The organism is Micromonospora sp. NPDC049230 (assembly GCF_040647875.1).
Lineage (GTDB): Bacteria > Actinomycetota > Actinomycetes > Mycobacteriales > Micromonosporaceae > Micromonospora.
Window position 1 is genome coordinate 25,133 of record NZ_JBEZCZ010000031.1, and the last position, 21,718, is coordinate 46,850.

Below are 21,718 nucleotides of genomic sequence, written 5' to 3' on the forward strand. Positions count from 1 at the left end.
AGCCCGAGACGAGTACGGCGCATGAGCCGGGCGAGAAGAGGACGACGAAGTGGCGCAGAAGACGGCTTCGAGTGCCGACCTGACGTGGTTGCTGGATGACCTGGTGGGCCGGGTGAAGCAGGCCGAGCACGCGGTCGCGCTCTCCACCGACGGTCTGTTGATGGCTTCCTCCCAGGGTTTGAGCCGGGACGACGGCGAGCACCTCGCCGCGATGGCGGCCGGTATCCAGAGTCTGGCCCGGGGCGCTGGCAAGCGCTTCGGTGGCGGGCAGGTGCAGCAGACCATCATCGAGATGCAGTCGTCGTTCCTGTTCGTCACCGCGGCCGGCCGCAACGCCTGCCTGGCGGTGTTGGCCAGCGAGGACGCCGACGTCGGGCTGATCGCCTACGAGATGGCGATGCTGGTGACCCGCGTCGGCAAGTACGTGGCGTCGCCGTCGCGCACCGAGCAGCCGGCCGGCGAGAGGTAGCGGCGATGACGGTCCAGGGAGAGTCAGCAGAGCAGCAGTGGGTGGATGACCATGCGGGGCCGGTGGTGCGCCCATACGCGGTGACCCGCGGGCGGGCCCGCCCGGTCACCGGCACGTTCGACCTGATCTCCCTGGTCACCGCGACCCGAGCCGAGGTAACGCCGGAGGTCGGTCTCGGTCCGGAGCACCTGGCGATCGTCGGGCTGTGCCAACGCATACAGTCCGTCGCCGAGATCGCCGCCCATCTCGATCTGCCGGTGGGCACCATCCGGGTGCTCCTCGGTGACCTGGCGGCTCGCAGCCTCGTGCAGGTCCGCGAGCCGCAGACCACGGCCGGCCTTCCCGACAACAGCATCTTCGAGGCGGTAATCAATGGACTACGGGCACTCTGACCGGCCGGCGGGAGCGACCCCACTGCCCACCGCGATCAAGATCCTGGTCGCCGGCGGCTTCGGTGTGGGCAAGACGACCATGGTCGGCGCGGTCAGCGAAACCCGACCGTTGCGCACCGAGGAGGTGCTGACGGAGTCGGGGGTCGGCATCGACGACCTGTCCGGGGTGGAGGGCAAGACCACCACCACAGTGGCCATGGACTTCGGTCGGATCACCATCAGCGACGACCTGGTGCTGTACCTGTTCGGTACGCCCGGTCAGGACCGGTTCTGGTTCGTCTGGGACGAGCTGGCGTTGGGCGCCATCGGCGCGGTGGTGCTTGCCGACACCCGCCGGCTCGCCGACTGCTTCCCGTCGATCGACTACTTCGAGGGCCGGGGCACGCCCTTCGTGGTGGCGGTGAACTGCTTCGAGGGCTCCCGGCAGTACCGGCTCGACGAGGTGCAGGCCGCCCTCAACCTCGACCCGGGGGTGCCGGTGCTGCTCTGCGACGCCCGGCAGCGCGAGTCCAGCAAGGAGGTGCTCGTCACGCTGATGGAGCACGCCATGAAGACCCGCGAGGCCCGCCGCCGCGCCGCCAACGGAAACTGACCGCCCGGTGAAACGTCAACGGCCCTCGGCGATTCGTCGAGGGCCGTTGAGTCGCGTGGTCAGCCGCGCTTGGTCATCGCCAGGAACCGGGCCCAGGCCGCCGGGTCGAAGGCGAGCGTCGGACCGGCCGGGTCCTTGGAGTCACGTACGCCGATGACGCCCGCGAGGTTGTCGGCCACCTCGACGCAGTTACCGCCGTTGTTGCCACTCCTGGTGCTCTTGCGCCACCGAGCGCCGGTCAGGTCCATGATGCTGCCGCTTCTCTGATGAGGTTGAGGGACTGCGCACGCGACAGGGCTGCGTCGCGAATGCGCTCCCACCGTCGTTCCAGCCTAGCAAGGTCGGCGGTCTTGTCGATGAGCTGCGCCTGCGCCTGGCTGTCGACGTGGGCGACCCGTGCGCCGTCCGGCATCTCCGCGATGGTGAACGGCCCACCGAGGCCCGGATACATGCCGACGTCGGACGGCACGACGAACAGCGACACGTTCGGCAACGCGGCCTGCTCGACCAGCTTCTCGCACTGCTCGCGCATCATGGCCCGGTCGCCGTCGAGGGTGCGCCGGAGCACTCCCTCGTCGATGACCGCGATCAGCAGCGGCGGGCGCTCCCGGCGCAGGATCGCCTGCCGGCTCAGCCGCGCCTCGGCGAGATTGTCGGCCTCGGCCGGCGTGAATGCCTCGCCGACAAGCGTGGCCAGCGCGTACGCCTTCGTCTGCAGAAGGCCCGGTATCCATGTGAGTTCGAACCATCGCAGCGCCAGTGCCTCGCGCTCGATCTCGGCCCAGTGTCGGAACCAGGCCGGCGTCCGGCGCTTCAGCGCGTCCGGCCACAGGTCGTCGGCGTCCCGACCGAGCAACGCGGCGACCCGCGCACGATGACGCGTCTGCGGAATTCGTTCCGTGCTCGCCCACTTGGCGGCCGTCTTCGGATCGACACCAATCTGCGCAGCGAGACTGTCCGCCGTGTGGCCCCTCTCGGCCATCGCCGCCTGTACGGCTCGATTCATCTCCAGACCCTCCAGAACGTTCCAGACGTTGGAAGGAAATACTTCTACGCGGTGTAATCGTTTGGCAACCCTCGGCAGCGTGTCGTGGAGACAGCATTGCGGAGGGAGCGCAGAATGCCCGAGGACAAGCCCTGCAACCGTCCCCATCGGCCGGACAATCGACCGGGCCCGCCGGCCTCGCCCCGTGCGATCAGCGCCGGCCCGACCGGGCCACGCCACCCTCCGTACCGTGGCCCCGGTCGCGCGGCGAACGTCGTACCCGAATCACGCTGGCGGTCCCGGTGCGGCCCGCCGGTCGCGCACACCGCCGACGGCCCTCGGTGGACGTGCGACGCCTGCGGTCAGGACTGGCCCTGCCCGGCGCTGCGAGCGACCCCGACGGACTTCGCCCGCCGGGCGACCCTGATCCCCGAGTTCTCCCGGATCACCCGCCGGGCGATCCGGGACCTGCGCGGCCAGCCGGGCGGACCCGACCCGGTCGCCATCGTTCGCCGATTCCTCTGGTTCCTGCCGCTCACCGACGAGGAGGCCCGCGCCGTCGCGCTGCGGCTGCGCTGAGCTGGGGCGTGCGCTGCTGACCCGCCCCTCGCGCCATCCGGCCCGGCGGTGCAGGGGCTCTCTCGTGTCCTTTGCTCTGCACCCGCCCATGCGCCAGTTACGGAGCGTTCGTGGTGCGCGGGCGGGTGCAGAGCAAAGGACGCAACCTGAACCGGGCGGCGGGCCCGGCTGCCCGCCGAAGGCGGCGACAACCCATGCGGCCCGGCGCCACGACCGGGCCGATGGAGGTTGCTGCCGAGTCGAGGGCGAGGAGAAACGAAAGGGCCGCTCCCCGCAAGCGCGGAAAACGGCCCTTTCGCCGGACGTCGGTACGTCAGTTGGCGATCATGCGGCGCAGCACGTACTGGAGGATGCCGCCGTGCCGGTAGTAGTCCGCCTCACCCGGGGTGTCGATCCGCACCACGGCGTCGAACTCCACGCCGGTGTCGGTGCTGACCCGCACGGTGCGCGGGGTGTCCCCGTCGTTCAGGGCGGTCACCCCGGTGATGGTGAACGTCTCCGTGCCGGTCAGACCGAGCGACTCGGCGGTGACGTCCACTGGGAACTGCAACGGCAGCACACCCATGCCGATCAGGTTGGAGCGGTGGATCCGCTCGTACGACTCGGCGATGACCGCCCGCACACCCAGCAGCATGGTGCCCTTGGCCGCCCAGTCCCGCGACGAACCCGAGCCGTACTCCTTGCCGGCCAGCACGACGAGCGGGATGCCCGCCTCCTGGTAGGCCACCGACGCGTCGTAGATCGAGGTCTGCTCGCCGGTGAGGTGGTTGACGGTGAAGCCACCCTCCACGCCCGGGACCAGCTGGTTGCGCAGCCGGATGTTGGCGAACGTGCCCCGGATCATCACCTCGTGGTTACCCCGCCGGGAGCCGTACGAGTTGAACTCGTGGCGCGGCACGCCGTGCTCGGCCAGGTACGACCCGGCCGGGGAGTCGGCCTTGATCGCGCCGGCCGGCGAGATGTGGTCGGTGGTCACCGAGTCACCCAGCTTGGCCAGCACCCGGGCGCCGGCGATGTCCACGACCGGGCTCGGCTCCTGCTGCATGCCCTCGAAGTACGGGGGCTTGCGCACGTAGGTGGAGTCGCTCTCCCACGCGAAGGTGTCGCCGGTCGGGGTCGGCAGCGACTGCCACCGCTCGTCGCCGGCGAAGACATCGGCGTACGCGGCACTGAACCCGGTCGCGCCGATCGCCTGGGCGATGACGTCCTGGATCTCGGTGCTGTTCGGCCAGATCTCGCGCAGGTAGACCGGGTTGCCCTCGGAGTCCTCACCGATCGGCTCGTTGGCCAGGTCGATGTCCATCGTGCCGGCCAGGGCGTACGCGACCACCAGCGGCGGCGACGCCAGGTAGTTCATCTTGACGTCCGGGTTGATCCGGCCCTCGAAGTTGCGGTTGCCGGACAGCACCGAGACCACCGACAGGTCGTGCTCGTTGACCGCGGCGGACACCTCCTCGGGCAGCGGGCCCGAGTTGCCGATGCAGGTGGTGCAGCCGTAGCCGACCAGGTTGAAGCCGAGCTTGTCCAGGTACGGCGTGAGGCCGGCCCGCTCGTAGTAGTCCATGACGACCTTCGACCCGGGCGCCAGGGTGGTCTTCACCCACGGCTTGCGGGTCAGGCCCTTCTCGACGGCGTTACGGGCCAGCAGCGCGGCACCGATCATCACCTGCGGGTTGGACGTGTTGGTGCACGACGTGATCGCGGCGATCACCACGGCGCCGTGGTCCAACTCGTACTCGACGCCGTCGGCGCCGGTGACCCGGACCGGCTTGCTGGCCCGGCCGCCCGCGCCGACCGCCGCGGTCTCCAGGTCACGCGGCTCGTCGGCCGGGTCGCTGAAGTCGTTGGCCGGCGGGTCGCTGGCCGGGAAGGACTCGGCGCTGGCCTCGTCGGCCGGGCCGTTGGCACCGCGCGGCAACTCCTCGCGCGCCACGCTCGGCTTGAGGTCGCGCTCACCGGCGGAGTCGTCGGCGACGTAGTCGGTCAGCGCCGAGCGGAACAGCGTCTTGGCGCTGCCCAGCGGCACCCGGTCCTGCGGGCGCTTCGGGCCGGCGAGCGACGGCTCGATGGTGCCCAGATCCAGCTCCAGGCGCTCCGAGTAGTCCGGCTCGTGGTCCGGGTCGTGCCAGAGGCCCTGCTCCTTGGCGTACGCCTCGACGAGCGCGACCTGCGCGGCGTCGCGGCCGGTCAGCTCCAGGTAGCGGACCGTCTCCGCGTCGATCGGGAAGATCGCCACGGTGGAGCCGTACTCCGGGGACATGTTGCCGATGGTGGCCCGGTTGGCCAGCGGCACCGCGCTCACGCCGGGGCCGTAGAACTCGACGAACTTGCCGACCACACCGTGCTTGCGCAGCATCTCGGTGATGGTCAGCACCAGGTCGGTGGCGGTGGTGCCGGCCGGCATCTCGCCGGAGAGCTTGAAGCCCACCACCCGGGGGATCAGCATGCTGACCGGCTGACCGAGCATCGCGGCCTCGGCCTCGATGCCGCCGACGCCCCAGCCCAGCACGCCCAGGCCGTTGACCATCGTGGTGTGCGAGTCGGTGCCGACCACGGTGTCCGGGTACGCCTGGCCGTTGCGTTCCATGATCGTGCGGGCCAGGTACTCGATGTTGACCTGGTGCACGATGCCGGTGCCCGGCGGGACGACCTTGAACTCGTTGAACGCGGTCTGGCCCCAGCGCAGGAACTGGTAGCGCTCCTTGTTGCGCTCGTACTCCAGCTCGACGTTGCGGGCGAACGCGTCCTCGCGGCCGAACAGGTCGGCGATGACCGAGTGGTCGATGACCAACTCGGCCGGGGCGAGGGGGTTGACCTTGCTGGCGTCGCCGCCCAGGTCGCGTACGGCCTCGCGCATGGTGGCCAGGTCGACCACGCAGGGCACGCCGGTGAAGTCCTGCATGAGCACCCGCGCCGGGGTGAACTGGATCTCGACGCTCGGGGCGGCGGAGGAGTCCCACCCGCCGAGCTGGCGGATGTGGTCGGCGGTGATGTTCGCGCCGTCCTCGGTCCGCAGCAGGTTCTCCAGCAGGATCTTCAGGCTGTACGGCAGCCGCGCGTGGCCGTCCACCTTGTCGATCTTGAAAATCTCGTAGCTCGCGTCTCCGACGCGTAGCTGGGTCTTCGCACCGAAGGTGTCGAGGCTCGCCACGTCGTACTCCTTCACACCAGCGACCGTGAGTAGTCCTGAGCAGTCTGTCGCACCGGTCGGGGGGCCGCCGAGGTTAGGTGACACTTACCGCCCGATTCCGCTCTCAACAAAACCGTACGTCCGTCTTGCTAGTTGCGCAACCCGACTGCCGCCCCGCCCCCATCCCCACCCCTAGCCTCCTAGGACGCCCTGCGAGGCGTGTAGTGACCAACCTGATCTCGCTGTCGACGGCACATCGGGCCCGCCGGGCGGGCCGGTCGGGGCGGCTGGGCGCGGGTAGGGTTCGAGGCCCGGTCGGAGGAGGGGTCAACAGTGTTCGACGTCCAGCACTGGCTCGTGTCGCTGCCACCGATCGCGGTGTACCTGCTCGTCGGCGGGGTCATCGGCGTGGAGAGCATGGGCATCCCGCTGCCCGGCGAGATCGTCCTGGTCAGCTCCGCGCTGCTCGCCGCCACGGGCGTTGTCGAACCGGAGTGGGTGGCCACCGCCGCGGCGACCGGTGCGATCGTCGGCGACTCCATCGGGTACGCGGTCGGCCGTCGCGGTGGTCGTCCACTGCTGGCACGACTGGGCCGGCGCTTCCCTCGTCATCTCGGTCCCGCCCAACTCGTCCGAGCCGAGCAGAGCTTCGCCCGCTACGGCGTCTGGGCGGTGTTCTTCGGCCGGTTCGTGGCACTGCTGCGGATCTTGGCCGGCCCGCTCGCCGGGGCGCTGCGCGTGCCGTACCGGCGGTTCCTGCTGGCCAACGCCGCGGGCGGGCTGGTCTGGGCGTTCGGCACCACCTACCTGTTGTTCACAGTGGGGCGGGCGGCCGAGCACTGGCTCAAGGACATCTCCTGGGCCGGGCTCGTCCTCGCGGTGCTCGCCGGTCTGGGCAGCACCTGGTGGCTACGCCGACGGGCCCACCGCTTCGAGGCAGCCGACCCGGCGGTGGACGGTGAGCCAGCGGCGGACGCCGGGCCGGTGGCGGACGCCAAGCCGGCGCGCGCGGGTCGGGAACCCTGATTCGAGTATGCCGAAGGGCCGGCCCCTAGAAACCGCCGTGATGGGGTCCGGCCCTTCGGTGTGTGCGGGATGATCGACTCGGGTTCACGGAAAACGCGGTGTCCGGGTGCCGGGCACGCCCCGACATCATGAAAATCGAGTGGATCATGCCGTCGAGGTGGACGGCTCAGGCGTCCCGGCGGCGCAGTTGCCAAGCGGCGAGCCCGAGCACGACCACTGTGTAGAGGCAGAACAAGGCGAACCCGCTCCATGGACCGAGTGCGAGAGGGTCCCGGTGGACGGAGCTGACGGCTGCGCCGGCCGGCGTCGGCAGATACCGGTACGCCGCGTCGGACACTGACTCCGGCAGCAGCCCGAGCACGAGCTGTGGCGCGAACAGCAGCCCGAACAGAGCCGAGATCCCGCCTGCGGTGTTGCGCAGCAGCGCACCCAGGCTGAGGCCGAGCAGGCCCACCGCGGTCAGGAACAGCGCGCTGCCGAGCACGGCCCGTACCACGCCGGGCTCGCCGAGCCCGACATCCAGGTCCTTGGCGGACAGGATCGACTGGCCGACGAGGAACGACGCCAGCACGGCCGGAACGGAGACCACGAGGGTGGTGAGCCCGAACGCGACAGCTTTGCCCCACAACACTGGCAGGCGGCCGGGCACCGCCGCCAGGCTCACCCGGATCAGTGCGGTGGCGTACTCGCCGGTGATGAACAGCACGCCCAGGACGCCGATCGCGAGCTGCGCCAGTTGCACGCCGGCGAGGCTGACCGAGACGGCGTCGAATGTGGCCGGATCCGCGGGCGGACGGGCGACGCGCAGCGTGGTGTACGCCAGCCCGACGCCGACCACGAGCACGACCGTGGCCAGCAGGCACCAGATCGTGGATGGCAGGGAGCGCAGCTTGATCCATTCCGAGCGGATGACGCGTACCTGACTGACCTGCTGTTCGCCGGGGAACGCGGGAAGGCTGACGTTGGTCATGGCGTCGCTCCAAGGGCATTCGCGCGGTGCTCGACCGCGTCGCGGGTCAGATCGATGAAGACCTCCTCCAACGAGGCCTGCTGGGCGGTGAGTTCGAGCAGTGTGATGCCGGCCGCGCCGGCGGCCATGCCGATCTGGTCGGTCGTCAACCCCGACACCGTCAGCGCGTTGTCCCGGTCCAACGAGACCTCGATGTCAGGCCCGGACAAGCGGGCGGCGAGCGCCTCCGGATGGGTGGTGCGTACCCGGACCACGCTGCGTCTGTCTGCCTGGACGAACTCCGCCACACCGGTGTCGGCGATCAGGCGGCCCCTGCCGATGACGATGAGGTGCTGGGCGGTGAGCGCCATCTCGCTCATCAGGTGCGAGGAGACGAAGACGGTTCGGCCTTCGGCGGCGAGGCTCCGCAACAGCGCGCGCACCCATCGGATGCCGTCGGTGTCGAGCCCGTTGAGCGGTTCGTCGAGGATGACAGTGCGCGGGTCGCCCAGCATGGCCGTGGCGATGCCGAGCCGCTGCCCCATCCCGAGCGAGAAATTGCCGGCCCGCCGCCGCGCCACGCCGGACAGGCCGACCGCCTCGATCACCTCGTCGACCCGCGAGCGGTGGATGCCGCTCGTGCGGGCCAACGCCAACAGGTGGTTGTACGCGCTGCGGCCCGGGTGGACCGCGCGGGCCTCCAGCAGCGCGCCGACCTCACGCAACGGCGCGGTGTGCGCCCGGTACGGTTTTCCGTTCACCAGCACCGAACCGCTCGTCGGTGCGTCCAGCCCGAGGATCATCCGCATCGTGGTGGACTTGCCGGCGCCGTTCGGTCCGAGGAAACCGGTCACCATTCCGGGGCTGACGGTGAATGTCAGCCCGTCGACGGCGAGCTTGTCGCCGTACCGTTTTGTCAGTTCCCGCACCTGGATCATCGCCTGTTGCTCCTCACCTCGTCCGACTGACGTTTACGCTGCCAGCGCATGACGGCGCGGTAAGTGGGGCGGCCCGCCGGACGCACTGCGGTTTTCCCCACCCCGGACGGTGGGTTTTCCCGATGGCCGACCGACACCGGGATACCTAGCGTGAGCACATGACCTCAGCGGAAGCAGGAGCGATGACGGATGAGCGGGCCACCGGGCCGCTGGCCGTGCTGCGCCCGCTGTCGTCGCCGCGTACCTGGCAGGCGACCTTCCACGTGGTGGCGGGGATGTTCCTCGCCGCCAGCACGGGCGCGGTGATCTGGCTCGTGGGCGTGCTGTGGTGGGCCGCCGTGGCCAGCCTCGTCGAAGGCCCGACCGGCCACCGGCTGCTCGCAGTGGTGTACGTGGTCGTCGCCGTCCTGAGCCCGCTGGCGCTGCCACAGTTCGCGTGGCTCTTCAGCGCGCTGCAACGAGAGCGGTTCCGGGTGCTACTCGGTGTCGAGATCGCCGCGCCGAAGCACGACAGTGGCACCGGCTGGCACCGGATCTACCAGCCGTGGAGCGTCGGAACCACCTGGCGGCAGCTCGCCTACCACCTGCTTGCCCCACTGCTGGGTGGCCTCGGCGGGGTGATCGTCGTGTTCTGCTGGTCGGCGCTCCCGCTCGCCGCCCTGTGGGCCGAGCGCGTGTCCGGGGTGGGGTACGGCCTGTGGTTCGGCGGCGCCACGGCCCTGCTGCTCGCCGCGCCGTGGGTCGCACGCGGCATTGCCGCGATGGACACGACCGTGGCCCGGCGTCTCCTCGGCCGCAGTCACGCCGAGGAACTTGCCGAGCGGGTCGAGTCCCTGGCGCTCAGTCGAGCCGACCTGGTCGAGGCCGCCGACAGCGAACGGCGCCGGATCGAGCGGGACCTGCACGACGGTGTGCAACAGCGCCTCGTCTCCCTGGCGATGAACCTGGGCATGGCCCGCGCCGCCTTCGCCGACCGGCCGCCGGAGGTTCTGGACGTCGTCGCCGCGGCCCACGACGAGGCCACCACCGCGCTGGCCGAACTGCGCGACTTCGTTCGCGGCCTGCATCCGGCAGTCCTCAACGACCGGGGGCTCGACGCGGCGCTCTCGGGCATTGTCGCGAGGGCGCCGCTGCCGGTGAAACTGCACGTGGACGTCGCGCCGCGCTGCTCGCCGAGCGTCGAAGCGATCGCGTACTTCGCCGTCTCCGAAGCGCTGACGAACGTTGCCAAACACGCGAAGGCGAGTCGTGCCGAGGTCGTGGCGGAGCGCGTCGGCGACCGGCTGATCATCACGGTCACCGACGACGGTCGCGGCGGCGCGGCGGTGACCGGTGCCGGCACCGGCCTGCGCGGTCTGGCGCAGCGAGCAGCGGCAGTCGACGGCAGCCTGACCGTGGTGAGTCCGCTCGGGGGGCCCACAACCGTTACGGTTAATCTCCGATGCGAGTAGTGCTAGCCGAAGACTCGGTCCTGCTGCGGGCCGGTCTCACCAAGTTGCTCACCGACGGTGGCTTCGAGGTCGTCGCCGCGGTGCCCGACGCCGGCCAGTTGCTGACCGCCGTCGACACGCACCGACCCGACGTCGTGGTGGTCGACGTGCGGATGCCTCCGACCCATACCGACGAGGGCATCCGGGCCGCGCTCGTCATCCGACGGCAGCACCCGACGATCGCGGTGTGCGTGCTCTCGCAGTACGTGGAGGAACGGTACGCCACGGACCTTCTCTCGGTCGAGACGAGCGGGGTCGGCTACCTGCTGAAAGACCGGGTGGCGCAGGTGTCGGACTTCCTCGACGCGCTGCGCCGGGTGGCCGCCGGCGGCACCGTGCTGGACCCCGAGGTCGTCGCCCAACTGCTGGTGCGCCGCGACGACCCGATGCGGCGCCTGACACCGCGCGAGCAGCACGTGCTGCGGCTGATGGCGGAGGGCCGCTCGAACACCGGCATCACGGAGGCACTGAAGGTCAGCCACAGCGCGGTCGAGAAGTACGTGAGCAACATCTTCACCAAACTCGACCTGCCGCCCACCGACACGGACCACCGGCGGGTGCTGGCCGTGCTCAAATACCTCCGCACCTAGCCCCGCGCGCTTTCTCCGGAGGACGGTGGGTCAGGTCGGGTCGCCGGGTTTCGCGGCGTCGCCGACCTGGGCGTGCCGCTCCAGGAGCCGCTGCCGGATCTCCTCCGGGGTGTACGCGCGTCGGCGTCGCTCGGCCCGCGCGATGACCACGCCGGAGGCCGCCACGCCGGCGAGGCCGGCCAGCCCGAGAACCTTCCACCACCGCAATCCTTGCCGCATCGGCCTAGGCTAGTCCCTCATGAGCATCAGCCTGGATGAGGCCGTCGAGTTGACCCGTACCGGAGACGTGTGGGTGTTCCGGGGTCGCAGCGTGCCGGACCGGGCGATCCAGTTCACCACCAACAGCCCGGTCAACCACGTCGGGATGGCGGTCGTGCTTGACGACATGCCCCCGTTGATGTGGCACGCGGAGCTGGGTCGGTCGTTGCCGGACCTGTGGTCGGGCACCCACCAACGGGGCGTCCAACTGCACGACCTGCGGGACGCGGTCTGTGTCTGGGCCAACCGGTACGGCCAACGGGCCTGGCTGCGGCAACTCGACCCGCCGGCCGACGCCGAGATGGAGCGGGCGGTGCTGCGGACGATCGCGCGGCTGGACGGCACACCGTTTCCGTCGACCGCGCAGTTGGCGTGGCGGTGGGTGCGCGGTCGGGTGCCGACGCTGCCGCGCCTGGGCCGCCTGTCCGCGCTGCCGCTCCCGGGCCGGCAGGCACCTCGGCCAACCCCGGCCACCGATGCCAGCCCGGCCACCGACGGCAGCCCGGCCATCAACGGCAGCCCGGCCACCCCCGCCAACTCGGCCACCTCCGGCAGGCCGGCCGGCTCGGCGGGGGAACGGGACCGGGCGTTGGAGACGGCGTACTGCGCCGAGGTGGTGGCGGTGACCTACGAGGCCATGGGGTTGCTGCCGGCGGGCCGGCGTCCGAACTGGTATGACCCGGGGCGGTTCTGGAGTGGAGACGACCTCGGTCTGGCCGCCGACGCGCGGTTGGGTGCGGAGATCGAGGTACGGGTGCCGCCGCGCTGAGGTTTGACCCGGGCGGTGACCGGCAACTGCTGTGACCGTGAACGCCTCCACGGATCTTGACACGTTGGCCGACTTCTTCGACCGGTACGGCGTGGCGTTGACCTCCGGCGACCTGCCAGCCATCGCCGGCTGTTACGCCCTGCCCGGGTTGGTGGTGGCCGACACCTACAGCTTCTCGTTCACGTCGGCGGCGGCGGTGGCGCTGTCCTTCGTGGGTGCCGCGCCCGACTACCAGGATCGGGAGTTGGTCGCGGCCCACGCCCGGATCGAGGACGTGCAGCCGGTGTCCGCGTTGCTGACGATGGTGGCCGTCGAGTGGGAGTTCCTGGACAGTCGGGGGCAGGCGGTGCCGGGGGAGCGGTACCGCTACCTGCTGCGGGTCTCGGATGACGGACCACTCATCTGCACTGTCGTCCGGACGGGCTGACCGACCCGGGCCGGTCGGCCCGATCCGTACCCGCCCGGTTCCCGGTCCGTGCGCCGCTGGCTACGCTGTCGCGTCGGTGGGGACGAGGGGAGACCTGATGGCGGTGCGGCCGGATGCTGCGGCAGGGTCGCGAGCGGCTCGGGTGTTGACGTCGGCGCCGTGGATCGTGGTGCTGCTCGGTGTGTGTGCGCTGGTGGTGCTCCTGGTGATCGCGCTGCTGTCGTTCCGGACCCGGGAGCGGGAGGTCGTGCCGCGGGCCGCGCCTCCGGTGTTCCTGCCGACCGTGCCGGCCGCCTCGTCGGCCACCGGTGGGCCGACGCCGGCTGGTGTGGAGCGGCGGTCGGTGTCGCCCCGGCCGTCGCGTAGCAGTCGGGCGCCGTCGCCCCGGGTCACCGTGACCGGTTCGCCGACTTCGCCGCGGACGAGTGCTCCGGCGGAGTCTGTCGCCCCGTTGCTGTCGGGCGCGCCGGCGGAGCGCGCGGTCAGCGCCCGGTACCAGGTCGGCACGAACGGCCGGGACGGCGACGCGGCGGTGCTGTCCATCGCGAACGAGTCGGGTCGGTCGATGGACTGGCTTGTGGAGTTGGCGTTCGACGACGACCTGTGGGCTCTGTGGGTCGCTGACGACTCGGGGGTCTCGGTGCGGGGTCGCGGGCGCGGCGAGTTCGTGTTGCGGGGCACCCGTTCGTTGGACGCGGGTGCCTCTCGGACGCTGCGACTGCGTGTCGGCTGGGGCGAGTCGGCGCAGCGTCCGCTGCGGTGCACGATCAACGGGGTCGACTGTCGGCTCGGCTGAGGGTCGGTGCCACGGCGGGGCCGTGTCGCTGCGCTACCGGCCCCGGCCGCCGATCGCTAGGCTGCCCGGACGGTGCGCTGAAGGAGGTACATGTCCGGCATGCGTCGTGCCCCGCGACTGCCGCACGGTCCGGTTGCGATCGTGTCGTCGCCCTGGGTCGTGGTGGGCGCTGGTGTCCTCGTGATGGTGGTGCTGCTCGTCATGGCCCTGGGTGCGTACCGGGGGCGTAGTCCTGCGCCGGACGGCGCGTCGAGGCCGCCGGCGTTGCCGCTGCCGACGCTGGCGGAGGTGCCGAGCGCTCCCGGCCCGGCGTCGTCGCCCCCGCCGGTACGGCCGGGGTTGTCCGGTCGGGCGAGCGGGCTGCCGCCGGGTGTCACGGCCGGGTCGCGGTCACCGTCGGCCAGCCCGTCTGTCGGTGCGACGGGGGGTGTGCCGGCGGTGCCGCGGTCACCGAGCCGGGCTCCGCAGGGGCAGCCGGCGATGAGTGGGCGCTACCGGGTCGTGCAGAGCTTCGACGGGGGTTTCATCGGTGAGGTGTCGATGGTCAACCGGTCCGCCGAGGATCGTGGGTGGACGGTCCGGTTGGAGTTCTCCGGTGGGCGGTTGGTGACGGCCTGGGTGGAGGGTGTGCCACAGGGGACGCTGCGGCAGGCCGGCAGCGGCTTCACGTACGGCAGTGGGGTGGACGTGCGGCCCGGTGGGTCGGTGTCGTTGCGGTTCCACATGGAGCGGGCCCCCAGCACGCCGGGGGTGTGCACTGTCGACGGGGTGCGCTGTAGCGGATTCTGAACGGCGCTTCCGCAAGGACGCTGCTGTGTTGCGACAGTGTTTGCACGGTATTGCCGAATGTTTCGGCGAGGGTTAGCGTGCGGCCCATCAGCGACCAGAGAGAGGCGTCGATGAAACCCTCGCCGATTCCGCGTCCCGCCGTGCTGGCCCTCGTCCCTCTGCTCACAGTGACCCTCGGCGGCACTCCGGTCGTCGCGCACCAGACCGACGCCTCGGTGGGCCCCCGCCCTTCGGGCGCCGACACGAAGGCCACCACCGGTGCCGCGCAGTGGCCCGCCGAACCCACCGCCGAGGCGTTGCTGACGGCGGGCGGGACCTCGGCGCGGGCCGAACAGTTCTACTTCGTGCTGCCGGACCGGTTCGCCAACGGTGACCCCCGCAACGACCGGGGCGGCCTGGCCGGTGACCGGTTGCGGACCGGGCTCGACCCGACCGACAAGGGCTTCTACCACGGCGGAGACCTCCGGGGTGTCATCGACAAGCTGGACTACATCCGGGGGATGGGCACCACCGCCATCTGGCTCGCCCCGGTCTTCAAGAACCGGCCGGTGCAGGGCGCCGGCACCGACATCTCGGCCGGCTACCACGGCTACTGGATCACCGACTTCACCCAGGTGGACCCGCACTTCGGCACCAACGAGGAGATGAAGCGGCTGGTCACGCTCGCCCACCGGCGCGGCATCAAGATCTACCTCGACGTGATCGTCAACCACACCGCCGACGTCATCAAGTACGCCGAGGACACGTACGCGTACGTGGACAAGGCGACAACGCCGTACACCGACGTGCGGGGGCGGGCGTTCGAGGACCGCCACTACGCCGACGGCAGTCGCGCGTTCCCACGGGCGAACCAGGCGTCCGGGCCGTACACCCCGGTTTTTCCCGACCCGGGTGACGCGAGCGTCAAGGTCCCGGCGTGGCTGAACGACGCGACCATGTACCACAACCGGGGCGACTCGACCTTCGCCGGCGAGAACAGCGAGTACGGCGACTTCTTCGGTCTCGACGACCTGTGGACCGAGCGGCCCGAGGTGGTGCGGGGGCTGACCAAGGCGTACGGGGACTGGATCGGCGCGATCGGCGTCGACGGGTTCCGATTGGACACCGTGAAGCACGTCAACATGGAGTTCTGGCCGCAGTTCAGCCAGGGCATCGAGCGGGCCGCCGAGAAGGCCGGCAAGAAGGACTTCTTCATGTTCGGTGAGGTGTACAGCGCCGACCCGGAGGTCAGTTCCCGCTACGTGCGGCAGGGTGGCCTGCCGGCGACCCTCGACTTCGCCTTCCAGGAGGCCGCGCGCGGTTTCACCGCCGGCGCCGGTTCGGCGAGGGCGCTCGCCGACGTGTACGCCCGCGACGACCTCTACGCGGCCCGGGACACCGACGCCGGCCGGTTGACCACCTTCCTCGGCAACCACGACATGGGTCGGATCGGTTCGTTCGTCGCCGGTGGTGGCACCGACCCGGCCAGCCACCTGCGTCGTGACCAGCTCGCGCACCAGCTGATGTTCCTGACCCGCGGCCAACCGGTGATCTACTCCGGCGACGAGCAGGGTTTCACCGGGCCCGGCGGCGACAAGGACGCGCGGCAGGACATGTTCGCGTCGAAGGTCACCGACTACCTCGACGACGACCTGCTCGGCACCGACCGTACCCACGCCAGCGACCAGTTCGACACCGGCCACCCGCTGTACCGGACCATCGCCGAGCTGGGCCGGCTGCGCCAGGCACATCCGGCGCTGCGCGACGGCGTGCAGGTCACCCGGTACGCGGCCGACGGCCCGGGGGTGTTCGCCGCCTCCCGGGTCGCTGCCGCCGACCGCACCGAGTACGTGGTGGCGGCGAACAACGCCGACACCGCGCAGACTGTCACAGTGGACACCTGGTCGGCCGGCGCCACCTTCACCGGCATCTACGGCGGTGCAGGCGACGAACAGGCCCGCGCCGCAGCGCCCCCGGCCGCGACGGCCGGCGGTGACGGGCGGCTGACCCTGACCGTGCCGCCGCTGTCGGCTGTCGTGTACCGGTCCGGCACCCCCATCGGGCAGGCGGCCGGCGCACCGACGCTCGCCATCACCACCCCGGCTCCGGGCGCGCTGGTCGCCTCCCGGGCCGCGGTCACCGCCCAGGTGACCGGTGACCCCCTCGCCACCGTCACCGTCGCCGCCCGGGTCGGGGGCGGCCGGTGGACGTTGCTCGGCAGCGCCGACCACGCGCCGTACACAGTGCAGCACGACCTGACCGGCCTGGCCGGCGGCGCCCGGATCGAGTACAAGGCGGTGGTCCGCGACGGCCGGGGTCGCACCGCCACCGCCCGGTCCACCGCCGTCGTGGGTACGCCCCCGCAGGGCGGTTCCCGGGAGTGGGCGGTGGTGCACTACCAGCGCCCCGCGGGTGGGTACGACGACTGGGGGCTGTACGCCTGGGGTGACATCGACCCGGCGTACGTCACCGAGTGGCCCACGGGGCAGCCGTTCACCGGGGAGGACTCCTACGGCCGCTTCGCGTGGGTGAAACTCAAGCCGGGCGCGACGTCGGTGAACTTCCTGGTTGTCGACAGGGCCGGTGCGAAGGACGTCGCCCAGGACCGCAGCTTCGACGTCACCCGGACCGGGGAGATCTGGCTGAAACAGGGCGACCCGGCGATCTACCCGAGCCGGCAGGCGGCCACCGGAGAGCCGGACCCGCCGGTCGAGGAGGGCACCGCCGTCATCCACTACCGGCGGGCCGACAACAGCTACGCCGGCTGGGGCCTGCACGTGTGGGACGGCGCGGCCAACCCGACCGAGTGGTCCGCGCCGCTGAAGCCCATCGGGACCGACGCGTTCGGGGCGGTGTTCCGGGTGCCGCTGGCGGCCGGCGCGACCGGGCTGAACTACATCATCCACAACGGCGACACCAAGGACCTGCCCGACGATCAGCGACTCGACCTGGCCAGCGCGGGCCGGGAGGTGTGGCTGCTCGCCGCCACGCCGGGCCGCCTGCTGCCGTCGACGGGCAGCACCGCCAGCGGGGACCTCGACATCGGCAAGCAGAAGGCGCACTGGATCGACAGGTCCACGGTGGCGTGGCGGACACCGCCGACCGACGGCAGGACGTACGCGCTCGTCGCCGCGCCGACCGGCGGGGTGAGCGTCGTCGACGGGGAGCTGACCGGGGCGTACACCAGCCTGCCGCTGCGGGCGCAGCGCAACGGGCTCACCGAGGCCCAACGCGACAGGTTCCCGCACCTGTGGTCGTACCGCAGCTTCGCCCTTGATCGGCGCGACCTCGCGAAGGTCCCGGCGGCGCTGCGGGGGCAGCTGCTGGTCACCGAACGCGACGCCGAGGGTGCGCTGCTCGCCGCGACCGGGGTGCAGATCCCCGGCGTGCTCGACGACGTGTACTCCCGGGCCACCGACGCCACCCTCGGCCCGACGTTCGACGGCCGGACACCGAGCCTCGCGCTGTGGGCGCCGACCGCCCAGAGCGTGGCGCTGCACCTGTTCGACTCGCCCACCGCGTCGCCGAAGACGGTGCCGATGCGCCGCGACGACCGCACCGGCGTGTGGTCGGCGCGCGGCGACCACACCTGGACCGGCAGGTTCTACCGGTACGAGGTGCGGGCGTGGCAACCCGCGGCGCAGAAGCTGGTCACCGCCTCGGTGACCGACCCGTACTCGGTGGCCCTGGCCGCGGATTCCACACACAGCCAGCTGGTCGACCTGTTCGACCCGGCACTGGCCCCGCCCGGGTGGCGGACGCTACGCAAGCCGGCCCCGGTGGCGAAGGCGCAGATCAGCGAGCTGTCGGTGCGGGACTTCTCCATCGCCGACGAGACAGTGCCGGCCGAGCGGCGGGGGACGTTCCTCGCCTTCACCGACCCGACGACGGCCGGCATGGCCCACCTGCGGGCGCTCGGCGACGCCGGGGTCACCCACCTGCACCTGCTGCCCGCGTTCGACTTCGCGACCATCCCGGAGCGGCGGACCGACCAGCGGCAGCCGGCCTGCGACCTGGCCGCGCTGCCGCCGGACTCCGCCGAGCAGCAGAGATGCGTGGCGGCGGTCGCCGACACCGACGGCTACAACTGGGGGTACGACCCGCTGCACTACACAGTGCCGGAGGGCGGCTACGCCGTCGACCCGGTCGGCGCGGCGCGGACCACCGAGTTCCGGCGGATGGTCGCCGGGGTGAACGACGCCGGCCTGCGGGTGGTGATGGACGTGGTCTACAACCACACGGCCGCGGCCGGCGCCGACCCGAAGTCGGTGCTCGACCAGGTGGTGCCCGGCTACTACCACCGGCTGCTGGAGGACGGCACGGTGGCCGACTCCACCTGCTGCGCCAACACCGCCCCCGAGCACGCCATGATGGGCAAGCTGGTCGTCGACTCGCTCGTCACCTGGGCGCGGCAGTACCGGGTGGACGGGTTCCGGTTCGACCTGATGGGCCACCACCCGAAGGCGAACATCCTGGCCGTCCGCGCGGCACTGGACCGGCTGACCGTCGCCCGCGACGGCGTGGACGGGCGGTCGATCCTGCTCTACGGCGAGGGCTGGAACTTCGGCGAGGTCGCGAACGACGCCCGGTTCGTGCAGGCCACCCAGGCCAACATGGCGGGCACCGGCATCGGCACCTTCAACGACCGGCTGCGTGACGCGGTGCGCGGCGGTGGGCCGTTCGACGCCAACCCGAGGGTGCAGGGTTTCGCGTCCGGGCTCTACACCGACCCGAACGGCGACGAGGTCAACGGGTCACCGGCAGAGCAGAAGGCCCGCCTGCTGCACGCCCACGACCTGATCAAGGTGGGTCTGACCGGCAACCTGCGCGGGTACCGGTTCACCGACACCGCCGGGCGGCAGGTCACCGGGGCGCAGGTCGACTACAACGGCTCCCCGGCCGGCTACACCACGGCGCCGGGGGAGGCCGTCAGCTACGTCGACGCGCACGACAACGAGATCCTGTACGACGCGCTCGCGTACAAGCTGCCGCAGGCCACCTCGGCGGCGGACCGCTCCCGGATGCAGGTGCTGGCGTTGGGCACCGTGCTGCTGGGCCAGGGCACCGGCTTCGTCACCGCCGGCACCGAACGGCTGCGGTCGAAGTCACTGGACCGCAACTCGTACAACTCCGGTGACTGGTTCAACCAGATCCGCTGGGACTGCGAGCGGGGCAACGGGTTCGGCGTCGGCCTGCCGCCCGCGCCCGACAACGAGGACAAGTGGCAGTACGCGAAGCCCCTGCTGGCGGACCCGGCGCTGGTGCCGGACTGCACGGCCATCTCCACCACCGACGCCCGGTACGCCGAGTTGCTGCGCATCCGGGCGTCGTCGCCGGTGTTCGACCTGGCCACCGCCGAGCAGGTGCAGCGGCGGGTGGCGTTCCCGCTGTCCGGGGCGCAGGAGACGCCGGGCGTGTTGACCATGACCCTGGACGCCCGTGGGCTGGGTGGTGCCTGGGCGTCGGTGACTGTCGTGTTCAACGGCACGCCGTCGGCGGCTGCGCAGACGGTGACCGGACTGCGCGGTGCCGACGTGGCACTGCACCCGGTGCTTGTCGAGTCGGCCGACCCGGTGCTGCGTACCGCCTCGTTTGATCGGGCCGCCGGCACCTTCAGGGTCCCGGCGCGCAGCGTGGCGGTGTTCGTCGGAAGGCAGTGACGTGAACCGGCCCCCTTCCGCGTGGTGCGGAAGGGGGCCGGTCCGTGGTGCTGGTGCTGTGCTTGATCAGGCGAAGCAGTTCTCGATGGTGCCGCCCGGGATGGCCGCGCAGTTCGTCGGACGGTTCGCGGTGATGGCGGACTTGTCGTCCACGCTCACCTCGCCGAAGAAGCTGAAGACACCACCCGGAGCGAGGGTCGAGAAGTTGTGGGCGACCTTCGTCTTCGACAGGTTGACCTCGCCGAAGATGTTGAAGATGCCGCCGCCGACCCCGATCGGGCCCACGGCCCGGTTGCCGACGACCTCGCTGTCGCGCAGCGTGGTGACGCTGTCGGCGGTGAAGAGCCCGCCGCCGAAGAAGCCGGCGGTGTTGTCCTTGATGGTGCTCTTCTCGAAGGTGGCCACGCTGTCGAAGGCGATGGCCGCGCCGCCACCGACACCGGCGGTGCTGTTCTTCTCGATCGTGACGTTGTGCAGGTTGAGCTGGCTGTCCGCCGCCGCGAGGCCACCGCCCGCGAGGACCGCGGTGTTCGAGGCGAAGGTCGTCTCGTACGCCGTGGTGTTGCCCTCGATGTCGAGGTAGCCGCCACCGAAGCCCAGCGTCTCGTTGTCGGTGATCTCGCTCTTCTTGAGCTCGACGGTCCCGCCGTCGACGTCGTCGGTGAAGATCTCCGCGGCGCCGTTGGAGATACCGCCACCACCGATGACGGCCGTGTTGTCCTTGATCTTCGACTCCTCGACCTTGAGCAGGCCGGCGTTGAAGACACCACCACCGAAGAAGAAGGCGGTGTTGCGGGTGACGGTGCTGTGCCAGATCTTCGTGGTGCCGAAGTTGGCCACGCCGCCGCCGTTGCCGCCGGACTGGTTCAGGACGACCTCGGACTCCAGGATCTCGGCGGTGCCGCCCGGCTGGACCAGGATGCCGGCACCGTCGTTCTCCTCCGGCTGCTGCACGAGCGGCGTGACGACGCCCGGCGTGGCCTTCGGGGTGACCTTCGGTGCGGCCTTCAGGCCCGCCTTCGGGTTCGCCTTGCGCGCGGTGAGCGCCTGGGCCAACGGCGTGCCGGCCTTCACCTGGGCCGCGATCGCCTCGGAGTCCGAGTACGCCGCCCAGACCGCTGCCGGCTCGACGCCGTTCTCCAGTTCGAGGGTCTGGCCACCCTTGATGGTCAGGCCCTTGATCGTGAGGTGCCCACCGCTGCCGACGTTGAGGACGCGGAAGTAGTCCGCCGTGGCTTCCCGGGAGATCGTCGTGTGCTCACCCTTGAGGGTGATGTGCTCGGTGATCACCGGGAGGCCGTTGCCCTCGAAGTCGTTGCGGGTCAGGTTGTAGGTGCAGCCCTTGGCCAGCTCCAACACACCGCCGTGCTTGTTGTTGGCGAACACGATCGCCTGGATCAGCTTGTCGGTGTCGCAGGGCACCTCCTTCCCGCGCTCGTGGTCCCGGTCCTTGTCCTTGTCGCGGTCCTTGTCCTTGTCCCAGTCGCGTCCTTCGTCACCCCGCTGGTCGCCGTCCTTGCTGACCTGCGTGGTGTTCCAGTTCAGGCCGACCGCACCGGCGCTGCCCGCGACGCCAACCGCCGCGAGACTGATCACGCCCGTCAAACCGGCCACGCCACTGGCGAGCCAGAGCTTGCGGCGGCGCTTGGCCGTCGCCCGCCCGGAGGCTTCGTTGTTCGTTAGGTAGTTGGACATCGGAGCTCTCTGCCCTCTCCTCGTACCAGACAGGGTCGCCGCCGTCAGACAGACGTCCCCTGCTACAAATCGGTTGTAGCTCCCAAAACCACCGTAAGAGAAGGTTCCTCGCCTCGCGGGCTTATCCGAGAAAGGCCCACATTCGGTTCATGTTCTATCCAGCGGGGCCTGGACCACCCAAGCCGGCCCACGGGCCCGTGACCTG

At 70.8% G+C, this 21,718-nt stretch carries 19 protein-coding genes; 12 read left to right on the forward strand and 7 right to left on the reverse strand.

What is annotated here, in order from left to right; all coding sequences use genetic code 11:
- Nucleotides 1-49: 49 nt before the first annotated feature.
- From AB0A95_RS23815 to AB0A95_RS23825, 3 genes are read left to right on the forward strand one after another with little or no spacing between them, the layout of a single operon-like run.
- Complete coding sequence (locus tag AB0A95_RS23815) at nt 50-469, forward strand: roadblock/LC7 domain-containing protein (protein ID WP_355032793.1); 420 nt, start codon at nt 50-52, stop codon at nt 467-469.
- Nucleotides 470-474: 5 nt separating this feature from the next.
- Nucleotides 475-861, forward strand: a complete 387-nt coding sequence (locus tag AB0A95_RS23820) for a DUF742 domain-containing protein (protein ID WP_357557950.1) — start codon at nt 475-477, stop codon at nt 859-861.
- On the forward strand, nt 842-1,453 hold the full coding sequence (locus AB0A95_RS23825; protein WP_357557951.1) for an ATP/GTP-binding protein: 612 nt from the start codon (nt 842-844) through the stop codon (nt 1,451-1,453). The genes AB0A95_RS23820 and AB0A95_RS23825 overlap by 20 nt, the downstream gene beginning before the upstream one ends.
- 59 nt (nt 1,454-1,512) lie before the next feature.
- On the opposite strand, the gene AB0A95_RS23830 is transcribed toward AB0A95_RS23825, so the two are convergent.
- Together AB0A95_RS23830 and AB0A95_RS23835 are read right to left on the reverse strand one after the other, a co-directional pair.
- The gene (locus tag AB0A95_RS23830) at nt 1,513-1,701 is read right to left on the reverse strand and encodes a DUF397 domain-containing protein (protein WP_357557952.1); all 189 of its coding nucleotides are present in this window, start codon (nt 1,699-1,701) and stop codon (nt 1,513-1,515) included.
- Nucleotides 1,692-2,459, reverse strand: a complete 768-nt coding sequence (locus tag AB0A95_RS23835; protein ID WP_357557954.1) for a DUF5753 domain-containing protein — start codon at nt 2,457-2,459, stop codon at nt 1,692-1,694. Before AB0A95_RS23835 ends, AB0A95_RS23830 begins: the two co-directional genes overlap by 10 nt.
- Nucleotides 2,460-2,573: 114 nt before the next feature.
- On the opposite strand from AB0A95_RS23835, the gene AB0A95_RS23840 reads away from it, so the two are divergent.
- Nucleotides 2,574-3,017 (forward strand): hypothetical protein, encoded by a 444-nt coding sequence (locus AB0A95_RS23840; RefSeq protein ID WP_357557956.1) that lies wholly within the window; start codon nt 2,574-2,576, stop codon nt 3,015-3,017.
- A 313-nt stretch (nt 3,018-3,330) separates the two neighbouring features.
- Here the strand turns inward: AB0A95_RS23840 and AB0A95_RS23845 are convergent, their stop codons facing one another.
- Nucleotides 3,331-6,183, reverse strand: coding sequence for an aconitate hydratase (locus AB0A95_RS23845; RefSeq protein WP_357557958.1), 2,853 nt, complete (start codon nt 6,181-6,183; stop codon nt 3,331-3,333).
- Between the two features lie 297 nt (nt 6,184-6,480).
- Between AB0A95_RS23845 and AB0A95_RS23850 the strand changes: the two genes are divergently transcribed.
- Nucleotides 6,481-7,173 (forward strand): DedA family protein, encoded by a 693-nt coding sequence (locus tag AB0A95_RS23850; RefSeq protein WP_357557960.1) that lies wholly within the window; start codon nt 6,481-6,483, stop codon nt 7,171-7,173.
- A gap of 166 nt (nt 7,174-7,339) precedes the next feature.
- Here AB0A95_RS23850 and AB0A95_RS23855 read toward each other — a convergent pair whose 3' ends face one another.
- Nucleotides 7,340-8,143, reverse strand: coding sequence for an ABC transporter permease (locus AB0A95_RS23855; RefSeq protein ID WP_357557962.1), 804 nt, complete (start codon nt 8,141-8,143; stop codon nt 7,340-7,342).
- Nucleotides 8,140-9,060: an ATP-binding cassette domain-containing protein gene (locus AB0A95_RS23860; RefSeq protein WP_357557964.1), complete on the reverse strand. Its 921-nt coding sequence runs from the start codon at nt 9,058-9,060 to the stop codon at nt 8,140-8,142. The genes AB0A95_RS23855 and AB0A95_RS23860 overlap by 4 nt, the downstream gene beginning before the upstream one ends.
- A gap of 182 nt (nt 9,061-9,242) precedes the next feature.
- On the opposite strand from AB0A95_RS23860, the gene AB0A95_RS23865 reads away from it, so the two are divergent.
- The gene (locus AB0A95_RS23865) at nt 9,243-10,511 is read left to right on the forward strand and encodes a histidine kinase (RefSeq protein WP_357557966.1); all 1,269 of its coding nucleotides are present in this window, start codon (nt 9,243-9,245) and stop codon (nt 10,509-10,511) included.
- Nucleotides 10,502-11,140 carry a response regulator transcription factor gene (locus tag AB0A95_RS23870; protein ID WP_357557968.1) on the forward strand — a complete coding sequence of 213 codons (639 nt, stop codon included), beginning with the start codon at nt 10,502-10,504 and terminating at the stop codon, nt 11,138-11,140. Before AB0A95_RS23865 ends, AB0A95_RS23870 begins: the two co-directional genes overlap by 10 nt.
- Nucleotides 11,141-11,170: 30 nt before the next feature.
- Here the strand turns inward: AB0A95_RS23870 and AB0A95_RS23875 are convergent, their stop codons facing one another.
- The gene (locus AB0A95_RS23875; protein WP_357557970.1) at nt 11,171-11,359 is read right to left on the reverse strand and encodes a hypothetical protein; all 189 of its coding nucleotides are present in this window, start codon (nt 11,357-11,359) and stop codon (nt 11,171-11,173) included.
- Between the two features lie 19 nt (nt 11,360-11,378).
- On the opposite strand from AB0A95_RS23875, the gene AB0A95_RS23880 reads away from it, so the two are divergent.
- The 5 genes from AB0A95_RS23880 (at nt 11,379) to pulA (ending at nt 19,818) form a co-directional block, all read left to right on the forward strand.
- Nucleotides 11,379-12,167 (forward strand): hypothetical protein, encoded by a 789-nt coding sequence (locus AB0A95_RS23880; RefSeq protein ID WP_357557972.1) that lies wholly within the window; start codon nt 11,379-11,381, stop codon nt 12,165-12,167.
- Between the two features lie 37 nt (nt 12,168-12,204).
- Nucleotides 12,205-12,594 carry a hypothetical protein gene (locus AB0A95_RS23885; RefSeq protein ID WP_357557974.1) on the forward strand — a complete coding sequence of 130 codons (390 nt, stop codon included), beginning with the start codon at nt 12,205-12,207 and terminating at the stop codon, nt 12,592-12,594.
- 97 nt (nt 12,595-12,691) lie between these two features.
- Nucleotides 12,692-13,390 carry a hypothetical protein gene (locus tag AB0A95_RS23890; RefSeq protein ID WP_357557975.1) on the forward strand — a complete coding sequence of 233 codons (699 nt, stop codon included), beginning with the start codon at nt 12,692-12,694 and terminating at the stop codon, nt 13,388-13,390.
- Between the two features lie 90 nt (nt 13,391-13,480).
- On the forward strand, nt 13,481-14,179 hold the full coding sequence (locus tag AB0A95_RS23895) for a cellulose binding domain-containing protein (RefSeq protein WP_357557977.1): 699 nt from the start codon (nt 13,481-13,483) through the stop codon (nt 14,177-14,179).
- A 110-nt stretch (nt 14,180-14,289) separates the two neighbouring features.
- The gene (gene pulA / locus AB0A95_RS23900; RefSeq protein ID WP_357557978.1) at nt 14,290-19,818 is read left to right on the forward strand and encodes a pullulanase-type alpha-1,6-glucosidase; all 5,529 of its coding nucleotides are present in this window, start codon (nt 14,290-14,292) and stop codon (nt 19,816-19,818) included.
- Between the two features lie 66 nt (nt 19,819-19,884).
- On the opposite strand, the gene AB0A95_RS23905 is transcribed toward pulA, so the two are convergent.
- A complete protein-coding gene (locus AB0A95_RS23905) occupies nt 19,885-21,513 on the reverse strand; it encodes a hypothetical protein (protein WP_357557979.1) in 1,629 nt (542 codons plus the stop codon).
- Between the last annotated feature and the right edge of the window lie 205 nt (nt 21,514-21,718).

Bases quoted from the DNA above. Each gene is read 5' to 3' on its own strand.
- AB0A95_RS23820 (WP_357557950.1), top strand. From the start codon at position 475: ATGACGGTCCAGGGAGAGTCAGCAGAGCAGCAGTGGGTGGATGACCAT.
- AB0A95_RS23825 (WP_357557951.1), top strand. From the start codon at position 842: ATGGACTACGGGCACTCTGACCGGCCGGCGGGAGCGACCCCACTGCCC.
- AB0A95_RS23830 (WP_357557952.1), bottom strand. From the start codon at position 1,701: ATGGACCTGACCGGCGCTCGGTGGCGCAAGAGCACCAGGAGTGGCAAC.
- AB0A95_RS23835 (WP_357557954.1), bottom strand. From the start codon at position 2,459: ATGAATCGAGCCGTACAGGCGGCGATGGCCGAGAGGGGCCACACGGCG.
- AB0A95_RS23840 (WP_357557956.1), top strand. From the start codon at position 2,574: ATGCCCGAGGACAAGCCCTGCAACCGTCCCCATCGGCCGGACAATCGA.
- AB0A95_RS23855 (WP_357557962.1), bottom strand. From the start codon at position 8,143: ATGACCAACGTCAGCCTTCCCGCGTTCCCCGGCGAACAGCAGGTCAGT.
- AB0A95_RS23860 (WP_357557964.1), bottom strand. From the start codon at position 9,060: ATGATCCAGGTGCGGGAACTGACAAAACGGTACGGCGACAAGCTCGCC.
- AB0A95_RS23865 (WP_357557966.1), top strand. From the start codon at position 9,243: ATGACGGATGAGCGGGCCACCGGGCCGCTGGCCGTGCTGCGCCCGCTG.
- AB0A95_RS23870 (WP_357557968.1), top strand. From the start codon at position 10,502: ATGCGAGTAGTGCTAGCCGAAGACTCGGTCCTGCTGCGGGCCGGTCTC.
- AB0A95_RS23875 (WP_357557970.1), bottom strand. From the start codon at position 11,359: ATGCGGCAAGGATTGCGGTGGTGGAAGGTTCTCGGGCTGGCCGGCCTC.
- AB0A95_RS23880 (WP_357557972.1), top strand. From the start codon at position 11,379: ATGAGCATCAGCCTGGATGAGGCCGTCGAGTTGACCCGTACCGGAGAC.
- AB0A95_RS23890 (WP_357557975.1), top strand. From the start codon at position 12,692: ATGGCGGTGCGGCCGGATGCTGCGGCAGGGTCGCGAGCGGCTCGGGTG.
- AB0A95_RS23895 (WP_357557977.1), top strand. From the start codon at position 13,481: ATGTCCGGCATGCGTCGTGCCCCGCGACTGCCGCACGGTCCGGTTGCG.
- pulA (WP_357557978.1), top strand. From the start codon at position 14,290: ATGAAACCCTCGCCGATTCCGCGTCCCGCCGTGCTGGCCCTCGTCCCT.
- AB0A95_RS23905 (WP_357557979.1), bottom strand. From the start codon at position 21,513: ATGTCCAACTACCTAACGAACAACGAAGCCTCCGGGCGGGCGACGGCC.